Below are 12,794 nucleotides of genomic sequence, written 5' to 3'. Positions count from 1 at the left end.
TCCGATTCACGCTCTATCTCCGTAAAAATTCATATTCTGGTGTCTGCCTTCGGATTGATTCTGAAGCAGAAACCGATGATGTATCGGCAGCGGGTGTCGCTTTCCTCTGTTTAGGAAGAAGAGTGTTCTTGTTTATACAAGAATGCTTTTCTTTTTGTATTTTAAGTCGAAATAGCCCTTCGTAACACAGTCAATTCTTCGCAAATCAGGAAGACCATTGGATTGCTGTTATCCCCAAAAATTTTTTTGCCTTTAATTAAGGTGGAAATCTGTGGATAAAGGCGAACCCTTCGTTACTCCAGGTTCATTCTGTCTTCTACGCAAGATGTGTTATCCATGTCGTTCAACTTAATGGTTGGGTTGTTCTTGCCTTGATGAGCGGTGCAGCAAAGGATCATTGTCTGTGTAGCCGATATCATCTCGCCAGTGAGGTTTTAATTTGAGGAATTGTTAAGTTGCTCTTTTAAACTTGTTGGAGCAATTCTCGATTCGGTAATCATCTTGAATCCCCCTCATTCTTAAACTACACTGATTACATATGAATTGATAATTAGTAGTTTAGAATACGTGTTAAATAGATACTACGAATAGATTAGAACTTGAATTAGATTAGAGAGAGCAGATCAGGAGGACAAGCACAGATGATGGACACCGCACGTACAGCCAAAGCCATATTTTTCGATGTAGATGATACCTTATATGATCACTTACAGCCGCTTCGGGGAGCATTGAAGGAGGTGCTCGGATTGCCGGAATCGTTTGATTATGCATTGGCATATCATCGTTTTCGGTACTACAGTGACTGGTTATCTGCACAGGAAGACCTATCAGCAGTTCCTGAACCGGATGCAGTAGAGCGTATGAGATGCCGTAGATTCGAGCTAACGATGGCTGATTTTGGGATTGAACTGCAGCTTGGACAAGCGCAAGAACTGCAACGAAGGTATTTGAGCAGACAGTTTCAGATTACTCCCTTCCAAGGAGCATATGATCTTATTCGCAGACTTCAAGCGGAGGGACATACGGTGGGGCTAATTACGAATGGAGAAGGTCAGCATCAACGGCGTAAGTTAGAAGCGCTAGATGTGTTCGGTCTGGTGGATGAGCAACTGGTCTTTATTTCCGGTGAAGTCGGTTATGCGAAACCGGACGGCAGACTGTTTGAGCATGTGAACAAGCAGACAGGAACAACAGCAGATCATAGCTACTATATTGGAGATTCGTGGCGCAACGATGTTGCCGGAGCGGTGGATGCAGGCTGGAAGATCATCTGGTTTAATCACCGTGAGGCATCGCCCGAATCGGATCATCAACCTCATTTTACGGCACGGAACTACGAGGAAATCAGTCATCTTCTTACGTTTGAACAGGTTCGTTCATAGGCGGGAACTCGGAGAATCGAAGCACTTCTAAGAATTAACTAAATAATGATCATATTCTAACAAGACATTCAGTCCGGTCATCTGTGATTGCAGATGAAGGGCTGTTTTTTTGTTTTCACTCAGACGTGTGAGAATGTTCACTGAAGGTCGGTAAGGTTGGCGGTATAACTACATGAGCAGCCTTGTTCATAGTGGAAGCAGCCAAAAGTTCATCATGAAGCCCGGCTTCATGGAATCTTCATTTGGAAGAGGGGCCAAAGCTCTTTTCAAAGTATATAGTCAGTGCTATAATTAAAACAAGATTTAGATTAAGTCTAAATTAAAAGAAAAGAATAACGAAGCGATTCCAAACAAATCATATGACAAACAAAACTAAAATGAGATATTCGAAAGGGGATAAATTCCATGAGTACAATCCAAACTAACCCAAACACTTCTGTAACAAACACAGCTAAACTTCAAGAGGTATTGAACCGTCAGATCGCAGGTTGGTCTGTCCTCTACACGAAGTTGCACAACTTCCATTGGTATGTCAAAGGACCACACTTCTTCACACTTCACGCCAAATTTGAAGAACTGTACAACCTGGCTACAGCGAATATGGACGAGGTTGCTGAGCGTCTTCTGACCATTGGTGGTCGTCCTGTAGCAACGATTGCAGAACAACTTCGCCTTTCACCAATTGCAGAGGCACAAGGACAACTGTCTGCTGAAGAGATGGTTGAACATGTTGTTGCTGATCTGAATGCAATGCTTGATGTGATTCGCCAAGGCATTCATGAAGCTGGAGAAGTTGAAGACAATGCGACTGAAGACATGATGATCGGATTCACTGCTGCGCTGGATAAAGAGATCTGGATGTTAAACGCATTTTTGGGCAAATAATCTAGGCTAACCTGTGTCCTGACAACGATATGTAGAGTCCGTGAACAAACGTCCCGTTCGCTTACAAATCCGGTGTGCTTCCCGTATAATAATGGCATCCAAGATGTACAGAATGGTGGAATGAGAAATGCGGACAGACCTGGATCGATTGCAGGAAGAAGCTGAACGGTTTATATATACTAGTTATGAAGAGCTGGGCCATACGCGTAAAGACGCAGAGGCCCGGCTTATTGCCATTAAGCAAGAGATGGACAAAACGGGAACCTATACCCATACTGCAGAGGAACTGGAACATGGCTGCAAAATGGCATGGCGGAACAGCAACCGCTGTATCGGACGGCTGTTTTGGGACAAGCTGCGCATTGTGGATGCACGTCATGCTGATACCGCAGGAGTGGCTGCGCAGGCCGTACTGGATCATATCCATAACGCTTCAAACGGAGGCAAGATCATCCCGACGATTACCCTCTTGCCGCCAGAAGGCCCAGTTGGAGCCCCCATCCGTATCTGGAATCATCAGTTGATCCGTTATGCTGGATATGAGACAGCGCAAGGCATTGTGGGTGATCCTGCTTCCATTGAACTGACCAAAGCGGCCAATTCCCTCGGCTGGCAGGGAGCTGGAGGCGATTATGATGTGTTGCCGATCATTATTCAAGCTCAAGGACAGGCCCCAGAGTGGTATGTAATACCAGAGCAGGAGATCATCGAAGTGCAGATTGAGCACCCGGAGCGAGTGGAGATTGCTGAACTCGGCCTGCGTTGGTACGGTGTGCCAATGATTGCGGATATGCGGGTCGAGATCGGAGGCATTAACTACCCGGCTGCGCCGTTTAACGGTTGGTATATGGAAACGGAGATCGGAGCGCGAAACTTTGCCGATACATTCCGATATAACAAGTTGCCAGATGTAGCTGCTGCACTAGGGTTAAACACGTCGAGTGAAACGACACTGTGGAGAGATCGGGCACTGGTGGAGCTTAATGTGGCTGTGCTACATTCATTTAAGAAGGCCGGTGTGAGTATCGTGGACCACCATACAGCTGCATCACAGTTTGCTCTGTTTGAACAGCGGGAAGAAAAGGCTGGACGCGAGCTGACCGGAGACTGGGTGTGGCTGATTCCACCAGTGTCCCCAGCCACTACTCATATTTTTCACAGTTCCTATCGGAATGAGATTGTGAAGCCGAACTTTTTTCACCAGGACCCTGCATACAGGTTTCAAGATGGGATGGCTGTTGCCGCAGATGTCGGTATCAGTGAGCAACACCATAAGCACCATGAGAACATGGATCATCAAAACGACCGAGAGCATGCGTCCGATGAAGCCAAACAGTCACAGGCAGGGAATACACCAATGAAATGCCCGTTTGCACATTAATTTGTGTGAGCGGGTTTTATTTTTTTGAAGCAGTCCTCTCAGCTCTCTTTCGTCCGATACCTGCTTCGCATGATGGCTTGAACGGCAATGGCTGCCGCGATTAGAACAAGATTAAAGACAAATACAGCATATAGAGACAAGGTCTCCATCAGAAGTGCTGCGAGTAGAGGAGATACCATAGAGCCGATCTCCGCAGACGAGACAATTTTACCAATGACAGAGCTTCGATTCACTTCAGGAGTGTGATCCCCAATATGTGCAAAAAAGGAATCCATGTAACAAGCCCCGCCAATGCCACCGACGAACATGCCAATGTACACCCAGAGGTGGACAGAAGTACTTAGAAAAACAATGACTTCAACCCCGATCAGGAACATGCCCAGCATGCACATCAGAAGCCGATCACCCAAGCGGTCGGAGAGAAAACCGACAAAAGGGGCAGCGGCAAGCGTAGAAATTCCGGCTATGGTAAAGGCCAGACTGGCAGAGAAGGTATCCCACTGCATGATTTGAGTTGCATAGAGTGCAAAATACGTCAAGAAAACGGCATAGGCACTCATCTCCAGGACATGCACCGTTATGTATCCTGTAAGTGGGACAGAAATAGGACCTGTGCCATTACTTGGGCGAGACTGTGTATTATTGGAGGCATACTCCTGAGCAATCTTTTCTTGACGTGAAGTTTGATCTGCAGGAGCCGAAGAGAGAACTTCACTATCCTTCGACTCTAGAATGGGTATTGAGCCAGATGATCCATACGTTGTTTTGTTTTGCATACCCATAACAACAACCATGGCGATCAGACAACAGCATGCAACCAGCCAGAACGGAACGGACAGCGGTACGTGGAGCGTAAGCCAGCCGCTGATGACCGGCCCCAGGATCATGCCCCCACCCTCACTACTACTGATGTATCCGTTGTATAGTCCCCGGTTATCGCTATTTCCTCCGTCACTGATGATGGAGCGTACGATGACGGTCAGCCCGGTTGAAGCCATTCCTTGCAATAGCCGCAACAGGCCAAGGAACAGGGGCGTAGAGGCAATGGCAAAACCGGCTGTACATATAGCGAGCATCAGCAGCATAAGGACGAGAGATATTTTGACCCCTACATGGCGATAGAGAGCAGAGGCAGGGAGCCCGCCGACTACTTTACCTAAATAGAACAATCCGAAAATGAACCCCATCTCCCAGCCAGATAGGCCAAGTTGGTCGATATATATCGGAAAGAGGGGCAGAATCATAAATCCCCCCATCTGGCTAAGAAAACAGACACTCATCAAAAGGGGTAAATTACGACGCATTTCCATGGTCTTTCTCACCTCAACTCCATGATATGGAGTCCCGGCGTCATTCATTCTTTTTGAATCACTTCGAAAAACTAAAATAACTCAAAAAGGAACGTAGCAGATGTAACTGCTACGTCTTCTTGTGAGACTTATGCTGCGAAATTTACATCAATGCTGAACAGGGTTTCCCATCAGTGATGATGGTGAGGGTGTTTATTTTCGTGGTCAGGTATAACAACGTTAACAACGGTTTTTTGAATATGTGTTGCATGGTTTGTGTTTTCTGCATTGTTTTTAGATTTGTTTTTCGCACGATTTTTAGAAATGAGTTTGCTTTTGTTGGCAGCTTTGCTTTTTGGAGAGAGCGGTGAGAAGAAGTTAGTCATGGTAAAGCCTCCTTCATTAATATACGTTTTATTTTTTTGAATCTATCAATTCACATGGACAGGCTAAGATAATGAAATAGATAGATTACCAGTAAGGATTGCAGCCGGGATTGCAGTGATGGTGATGATGATTGTGTGGATGATGGTGGTGGTGATGTGTATCTTTCTCTTTAGATTCAGGCAGAATGACGTTAACGACAGTTTCCTGAATATGCTCTGACTTGCTTGTGTTACCTGCGTTGTTTTTAGATTTGTTTTTTGCGCGGTTTTTGGATACCAGTTTGCTTTTGTTGGCAGCTTTACTTTTTGGAGAGTGTGGGGACAGGTAGTTAGCCATGAAGAATACCTCCTTGTGATGGATATACGTTATACTATTCTGAATCTATTAATTCGTTTGTATAGAAGACTAATTAATAAGAAAATAGATTTATTGCCATATTATTAATATCTGTAACGTACGCGCTTGACCTTTCAAAACAAAAGAAAATGGGGTAAATTATTCATATTCGAGATATGGCTTAATTAAAGTCGTGTATAATAGGTAAGGTTTCTTAGGATAAACCCAAGGATAAGGGGGCGACGTGAAGCATGTCAGAACAACAACCGATCATCCGGTTCGAGCGGGTGACACAGCAATATGACCAGGATGAGGCTGTATTAAAAGCTGTCAGCTTTGAGATTGAACGTGGAAAATTTTATACGCTTCTCGGCCCGTCCGGTTGCGGTAAAACAACGATATTAAGGCTGATTGCCGGCTTTGCGGAGCCGACGGAGGGCAGCATTTATTTTAACGGCGCATTGATTAACAAGGTTCCTGCGCATCAGCGTCAGGTGAATACGGTATTTCAGGACTATGCGTTATTTCCACATTTGAATGTATTCGAGAACGTAGCCTTTGGCTTGCGGATTAAAAAAATGAAAACATCCGAGATTCGCAGCAAAGTGCTCGAAGCTCTCAAATTTGTCAATCTGTCCGGTTACGAGAACCGTGAGATTGGCGAGATGTCCGGCGGACAGCGCCAGCGTGTGGCGATTGCCCGCGCCATTGTGAACGAGCCTGAGATTCTGCTGCTGGACGAGCCTTTGTCGGCACTCGACCTGAAGCTTCGTACCGAGATGCAGTACGAGTTGCGAGAGCTGCAGCAGCGGCTGGGCATTACGTTTATTTTTGTCACGCATGACCAGGAAGAAGCACTTGCGATGTCTGATGAAATTTTTGTCCTGAACGGCGGTGTCATTCAGCAGAGTGGTACACCGAATGATATATATGATGAGCCGATTAACCGTTTTGTCGCGGACTTTATTGGAGAGTCGAATATCGTGGCAGGCAAAATGAAGCAGGACTTTGTCGTTGAGTTTGCAGGTGCACAGTATGAATGTGTCGATCAGGGTTTGCAGCCTGACGAGCCTGTTGAGATCGTCATCCGCCCAGAGGACTTCGAGATCACAACCGAGGAGCAGGGCAAGCTCAAGGTTAAGGTGGACTCGCAGTTGTTCCGCGGCGTACACTACGAAATCTCGACCTACGATGACGCAGGCAACGAATGGCTGATTCATTCGACGAAGAAAGCGGCCGTCGGATCGCGCATCGGGCTTTATTTTGACCCGGAAGCCATTCATGTTATGCGTTTCAACGAAACCGAGGAAGAGTTCGACAGACGACTCGAAGCTTACCAAGAGGCCGCTCATGCAGACTAAAGCCAGCACGCGCAATGCGTATCTGATTCCCTATGTGTTATGGATGGTGTTGTTCGTTGTAGCGCCGGTGCTGCTGGTCATCTATTATTCGTTCTTTGATGTGGAGGGTAACTTCACACTTGGCAACTATGCGCGGTTCTTTACGCCAGTGTATATGCAGATGACGCTCAGTTCATTCTGGTATGCATTTCTGATTACGGCGTTCTCGCTACTTATCTCGTATCCAACGGCGTATATGCTGACCCGGACGAAGCATAAGCAGCTGTGGTTGCTGCTGATCATTTTGCCAAGCTGGATCAATCTGTTGTTAAAAGCGTACGCCTTTATTGGCCTTTTCGGCACATACGGTCTGACCAACTCTCTGCTGGAAGTGATGGGCATTGGGACACAACAGATTTTGTTCACTGATTTCAGCTTTATCTTTGTTTCGGTGTACATCTTCATTCCCTTTATGATTCTGCCGATCTTTAACGCGCTGGAGGAGATGAATCCGTCCCTGATCTATGCTGCACGGGATCTCGGCGCTTCATCGTGGCTGACGTTCCGCCGTGTGATCTTCCCGCTGACGATCAGCGGAGTAAAATCAGGCTGTCAGGCCGTATTTATCCCGGCGCTATCATTGTTTATGATTACCCGCCTCATTGCGGGGAACCGTGTTATTACGCTGGGTACAGCGATTGAGCAACATTTTCTCGTTACCCAGGACTGGGGCATGGGTTCGACGATTGCCGTCTTTTTGATTATCGCGATGGCAGTCATTATGTTTCTAACCGGATCAGGCAAGAAGGAGGTGCGAAATGGGAAGAAACGGAAAGCTGTCTAACGTCTATCTGGCGGTTGTGTTCGCCATTTTGTACGCGCCGATTGCCTATCTGATTTTCTATTCATTCAATAGTGGTGGCCATATGCGGGGGTTCGAAGGCTTCACACTGGAATGGTACAGAGAAGTTTTTGCGGACACCCGGCTGCTCATTATTGTCTTGAATACGTTTATTATTGCGTTGTTGTCCTCAGCGATCTCAACCATTCTGGGTGTGGCAGGGGCACTGGCGATTTATCATGTACGTCGCAAACGGACCAAAAACACACTGTTATCTCTAAACAACGTGTTGATTGTTAGCCCCGATGTCATTATCGGTGCATCATTCCTGATTTTGTTTACGATGATTGGCATCAAACTCGGCTTTACGTCGGTATTGCTGTCTCATATCGCATTCAGTGTGCCGATTGTGGTCATCATGGTGCTACCGAAGCTGCAGGAGATGAGCCCAACCTTGATGGATGCGGCTCGCGATTTGGGCGCGGGCTCATGGCAAATTCTAACGCGTGTGGTACTGCCTTACGTGAAACCCGGTATTTTTGCTGGATTTTTCATGGCTTTGACGTACTCGCTCGACGACTTTGCCGTAACCTTCTTTGTGACAGGGAACGGTTACTCCACGCTTTCGGTGGAGATTTACTCCAGAGCAAGGCAAGGGGTGTCGCTGTCGATTAATGCGTTGTCTACCCTATTGTTCCTGCTCACGGTGTTGCTGGTGGTCGGATATTACTTCATTAACCGCCGTGCATCACGCATTCCAGCCGGAGGAAAGGGGCTGCGTCCATGAAGCAGTTGGTACGGACATTCGCGCTTGTGTTTGTGGCTGCATTCGCCCTGATGATTCTGGCTTCGTATCTGAACAAAAGTCAGGGATATTCCGGTGGTAACACGTTGACCATCTACAACTGGGGCGATTATATCGACCCGGACCTCTTGAAGGAATTCGAAGAAGAATCCGGAATGAAGGTCATTTATCAGACGTTTGATTCCAATGAAGCGATGTTGACCAAGATTGAGCAGGGCGGCACAACGTTTGACGTGGCGATTCCTTCCGAATATGCGATTAGCAAAATGAAAGAAGAAAACCTGCTCGTTTCGATTGACCATAACAAGCTACCCAACCTGAAAAACATCGATTCCCGGTTCCTGAACTTGAACTACGATCCGGATAACCAATTCTCTATCCCGTATTTCTGGGGAACCGTTGGTATTGTGTATAACCCGGAACTAGTGGGTGGCCTGACATTTGACAGCTGGAATGACCTATGGGACCCGCGTCTGAAAAATCAGATCCTGTTGCTCGATGGTGCTCGTGAGGTCATCGGTATGGGGCTGAATAGCCTGGGGTACTCACTTAATGATACGAATGAAGATCATCTTCAGGCTGCACTCAAAAAGCTGTCTACCCTGACTCCTAACGTAAGAGCCATCGTTGGAGACGAGATCAAAATGTTGCTTGCGAACGAAGAAGCCGCGGTTGGACTCGTATGGTCTGGGGACGCATCGGAGATTATGGATCAGAACGACAAGCTGGATTACAAGGTACCGGAGGAAGGTTCAAATCTCTGGTTCGACAGCATGGTCATCCCGAAAACAGCTAAAAACGTAGACGGCGCGCACCAGTTTATCAACTTTATGCTGGACCCGGATCATGCTGCACGCAACGCAGAGTACGTGGGATACTCGACACCGAATGCGGAGGCACTTAAGCTGTTGCCAGAAGATATCTCGCAGGATGAACGCTTCTATCCAGACGAGACACTGACAAGCAAGCTGGAGGTTTACAACAATCTGGGCAAAAAAATGCTATCGCATTATAACGACCTGTTTCTGGAGTTTAAGATGCATAGTAAATAATTGTCCTCCAGTCTACGCAAACTGCGCGAACTGCAACGAACACAACAAGTGCAACTCAAATACCCCTGAGCCTATTGGTGGCTTCAGGGGATATTTGACGTTGGATTTATTTCGAGCTGTGATGAACGAAACGAAGGGGGATGAGACAAAACGGTGCATGTAACAAAGAAACATGTAATAAAGCTGGGACGGCGCGGGCTCTGAGAATTCGGATTGCCGGGAACTTTATTTACACCCGTGCGTACTAAAGCCCATAACCCCGAATATGAAAAGTATATCGGGATAGAGGGAACGGAACGGGATGAAAGAGAACGGAACGGAAACTCTGACGGTGTAGATGTGATGTTTGAATTCAATTGTTTTACTACAATGAAGTGGGAAGGAGGTTCGTGATGTTAGGCATGATCGTGCTTGTTTTGTTATCTTGGCTCTTGCTTCGTTTCACGATCAAGCAACCGTTGTCTGTGCTCGGGTATCGTCCGGCAGGTCTACGTCTCCAGCAATTTGCGATAGCCTTACTTTTGGGTATCCTCGTTTCCTCGGCAGTTCACTGGACAGAATCTCTGGTCACCATGTCAAACTGGAAGCTAAACCCCGAATATTCCTGGGCTGATTTTTTGATAGCCAGTTGGTGGAACTTCAAGTCGGTCTGGTTTGAGGAATTGCTTTTCCGTGGTGCACTGCTTGTACTTATGATTCACGGGTTAGGAGTCCGATGGGGAATCGTACTTTCTTCCATGGCGTTTGGGATGTATCACTGGTTCACGGACGGTGTGTTCGGAAACATCCCGGTTATGCTCATTGTATTTATAACGACCTTTATTATGGGCTTGGTTTGGGCATATGCGTATGCCAAAACCGGTTCTATGGCTCTTGCAGTAGGTAGCCATCTGGGCTGGAACGGAGCATCATCCATCCTGTTCTCTGACGGCCCGAACGGCGAGCAGTTATTCGTTCAAGTGACAGGCATAAGCTACATGCCACTTGCCGGAATACCTTCACTGATTTTCTTTATCGCGTCCAACGCGGCCCTGCCTCTGATCCTCTTTTTCTGGATTAAATACAATATAGCTATGCAATCGAAACCCAATGAACAGGCAGTCTCACCCTAATAAGAACAACAAAAATAAATAAAAACATCCCTTGATCACGTATGGATCAGGGATGTTCCCTTTCTTTTACCTGCTCTAAAGCAATAGCTTTGAAGTGCGATATCCGATGAATATGAGATTACACGTTAACGGAGGGGACAGGACAAACGAAGGAAGCGAAGCGCTCGCCTTTACAACTGGATTTTCTCATCAGATAAGAGATTTCAAAAAAATCCGGGGGTAACAGCGATCCGCAGTTGTTCTGTCCCCGGAGTGGCTTAGTGTAATCTAGTCCAATTCATCGGATATCATGCCACTACATATGCTTTTTGCGCCCCATGATGATATACGCCCCGCCCACAATCAGCACTATCGCTACGAACGGTTGAACGTAGCTCATATTGCTCAATACGGAACCGATCGACATGACAGTGAAGAACAATAGGGAAAGAACCGTCAGAATATTAATCGGAATCAGCAACCATTTATTTTTGCCGCCAAACCAGTAGAGTTCAAACAAACCGACCGCTGGCGCCAGAATGAAGCCCGGCCACATCGTACCCCAGTTACCAAACAGCATCGCGATCTGGCATACAATACCGACGGTCAGCAGCAAGCCGCCTGGAACGAGCAATCCAACGCCACGGCCAATCATGGAGAAGTATAACCAGTGGAAGAACAGTCCGAGCGGAATCACAAATAACGTAGGCCAGAAAGTACCAAAGATTGTGCCTGGGCCCATTGTGCCGCCTTGATTCAGAATCAGGTATACACCGAGCAAAATCAGGACAGGTGCAAGAATCGTACGTTTAGCCATAATTTCTCTCCTTTTGAATATGGAATCTTTCATCCGTGCAATATGTAACATCACTTTCGTTATATACAGCATACCACGAACTGGAAAAGGGGAACCTCCGTCTTTGGCGTTAAACTTATCCTAGACTAAAGTCTAGGTATGGGGTTACGATCCTATCCCTGCCGAGTCCCCAGATTAGCCCGGTATTGACCCGGGGTCTGTCCCGTCCACTTTTTGAACGCATTCTGGAAGGCACTTTGTTCCGAAAAATGAAGGGCATAGGCGATATCGACGACAGCATAGTTGCCTCTTTGTAAGTAACGTAGTGCCATTTCCTTCCGTACCTGAACGGAGATTTCGTTAAACGTTGTACCTTCTTCACGCAATCTGCTCTGGAGTGTGCGAATGCTCACGCCGAGATGTGCTGCCGTGTGTTGTAATGTGGGGAAGAAGGAAGGCAGACTCTCCGTGATCCATCGGCTTACTTTGCTGGAGAAGGGCTGAGAGGCATACAGGTCTGCCCGGGTCTCCTCCGCCATCGACTCGAAAACCTTCAACATCCTGGCATCCGAATATAAAACGGGCAACGTCAGGACCTCTTTGGATAGACGCAGCAGGGTTTGGGTAGCACCGAACTCGGGAGTGACCCCAAGGGAGTTCACGTAAACAGACAGATCACCTGCCTCGACAGGGGCTTCGTGACTGAATTGGACTTCTCGTACCACGGCCCGGTGATTCGCCAGCTTGTTGATCAGATGTAATACCGATACAGTCATATCCTCTACGCAATGGCGAGACATGGGGATTTCTTCATTTTGCACAGACAACTGAATGATCACATCCGGTCCATCGACCTTCCACTCCAGTTGAAATCCACTATACAGAATATCGTTATACCGCTGGTACGCGCTAAGTGCGTCACCAATCGTTTTGGAGTGCATCATGACATATCCGGGCAGACTTAAATCCGCAAAATCCAACCGTCCACCCTGGTTTAATCCAAAGTATGGATCGTTTGCATAATCAGCAGCACGCCGCATGATCCGTTCCAATTCAGTGACGGGAATCCGGGCATCCGGGTTCTCCAAGATGGAGGGATCTACATCGATGTCTTTGAAAAAGGATTCCGTGTCAAAACCTTTGTGTACCAGTGTTTTTAAAATAGGATATACCATGGATATCGGGACACTCTGGTTAAGATGTTTCATA

At 46.9% G+C, this 12,794-nt stretch carries 13 protein-coding genes; 8 read left to right on the top strand and 5 right to left on the bottom strand.

The features are described from left to right. Positions 1 to 641: 641 nt before the first annotated feature. The 3 genes from MHI38_RS14080 to MHI38_RS14070 all read left to right on the top strand — a co-directional run bounded on the left by MHI38_RS14080 (position 642) and on the right by MHI38_RS14070 (position 3,648). On the top strand, positions 642 to 1,382 hold the full coding sequence (locus MHI38_RS14080; RefSeq protein ID WP_336121704.1) for an HAD family hydrolase: 741 nt from the start codon (positions 642 to 644) through the stop codon (positions 1,380 to 1,382). Positions 1,383 to 1,787: 405 nt separating this feature from the next. After that, positions 1,788 to 2,267, top strand: coding sequence for a ferritin-like domain-containing protein (locus MHI38_RS14075; protein ID WP_154890237.1), 480 nt, complete (start codon positions 1,788 to 1,790; stop codon positions 2,265 to 2,267). A gap of 127 nt (positions 2,268 to 2,394) precedes the next feature. Next, the gene (locus MHI38_RS14070) at positions 2,395 to 3,648 is read left to right on the top strand and encodes a nitric oxide synthase oxygenase (RefSeq protein ID WP_336121705.1); all 1,254 of its coding nucleotides are present in this window, start codon (positions 2,395 to 2,397) and stop codon (positions 3,646 to 3,648) included. A gap of 38 nt (positions 3,649 to 3,686) precedes the next feature. Here MHI38_RS14070 and MHI38_RS14065 read toward each other — a convergent pair whose 3' ends face one another. The 3 genes from MHI38_RS14065 to MHI38_RS14055 form a co-directional block, all read right to left on the bottom strand. After that, positions 3,687 to 4,928 carry an MFS transporter gene (locus tag MHI38_RS14065; protein ID WP_341181330.1) on the bottom strand — a complete coding sequence of 414 codons (1,242 nt, stop codon included), beginning with the start codon at positions 4,926 to 4,928 and terminating at the stop codon, positions 3,687 to 3,689. Between the two features lie 200 nt (positions 4,929 to 5,128). Continuing rightward, complete coding sequence (locus MHI38_RS14060) at positions 5,129 to 5,323, bottom strand: hypothetical protein (protein WP_090924107.1); 195 nt, start codon at positions 5,321 to 5,323, stop codon at positions 5,129 to 5,131. Positions 5,324 to 5,408: 85 nt separating this feature from the next. Then, positions 5,409 to 5,660, bottom strand: a complete 252-nt coding sequence (locus MHI38_RS14055) for a hypothetical protein (protein WP_090924108.1) — start codon at positions 5,658 to 5,660, stop codon at positions 5,409 to 5,411. Between the two features lie 251 nt (positions 5,661 to 5,911). Here MHI38_RS14055 and MHI38_RS14050 point away from each other — a divergent pair, with 251 nt between their 5' ends. From MHI38_RS14050 to MHI38_RS14030, 5 genes are all read left to right on the top strand, one after another. Further along, positions 5,912 to 7,021: an ABC transporter ATP-binding protein gene (locus tag MHI38_RS14050; RefSeq protein WP_090924109.1), complete on the top strand. Its 1,110-nt coding sequence runs from the start codon at positions 5,912 to 5,914 to the stop codon at positions 7,019 to 7,021. Then, positions 7,011 to 7,844, top strand: coding sequence for an ABC transporter permease (locus MHI38_RS14045; RefSeq protein ID WP_341181329.1), 834 nt, complete (start codon positions 7,011 to 7,013; stop codon positions 7,842 to 7,844). Before MHI38_RS14050 ends, MHI38_RS14045 begins: the two co-directional genes overlap by 11 nt. Beyond that, on the top strand, positions 7,819 to 8,628 hold the full coding sequence (locus MHI38_RS14040; protein ID WP_090924111.1) for an ABC transporter permease: 810 nt from the start codon (positions 7,819 to 7,821) through the stop codon (positions 8,626 to 8,628). Before MHI38_RS14045 ends, MHI38_RS14040 begins: the two co-directional genes overlap by 26 nt. Beyond that, entirely contained in the window at positions 8,625 to 9,698 is a 1,074-nt protein-coding gene (locus MHI38_RS14035) for an ABC transporter substrate-binding protein (protein ID WP_341181328.1), read from the top strand. The genes MHI38_RS14040 and MHI38_RS14035 overlap by 4 nt, the downstream gene beginning before the upstream one ends. Positions 9,699 to 10,090: 392 nt before the next feature. Continuing rightward, positions 10,091 to 10,810 carry a CPBP family intramembrane glutamic endopeptidase gene (locus tag MHI38_RS14030; RefSeq protein WP_253499457.1) on the top strand — a complete coding sequence of 240 codons (720 nt, stop codon included), beginning with the start codon at positions 10,091 to 10,093 and terminating at the stop codon, positions 10,808 to 10,810. 295 nt (positions 10,811 to 11,105) lie between these two features. On the opposite strand, the gene MHI38_RS14025 is transcribed toward MHI38_RS14030, so the two are convergent. Then, complete coding sequence (locus MHI38_RS14025; protein ID WP_154959449.1) at positions 11,106 to 11,606, bottom strand: hypothetical protein; 501 nt, start codon at positions 11,604 to 11,606, stop codon at positions 11,106 to 11,108. A gap of 152 nt (positions 11,607 to 11,758) precedes the next feature. Then, entirely contained in the window at positions 11,759 to 12,793 is a 1,035-nt protein-coding gene (locus MHI38_RS14020; protein ID WP_341181327.1) for an AraC family transcriptional regulator, read from the bottom strand. Position 12,794: the final 1 nt, after the last annotated feature.

It is taken from the genome of Paenibacillus sp. FSL K6-1558 (genome assembly GCF_038002565.1).
GTDB lineage: Bacteria > Bacillota > Bacilli > Paenibacillales > Paenibacillaceae > Paenibacillus > Paenibacillus polysaccharolyticus.
The sequence above is the reverse complement of the archived record's forward strand: the minus strand, read 5'-3'. Positions and strand labels throughout refer to the sequence as shown.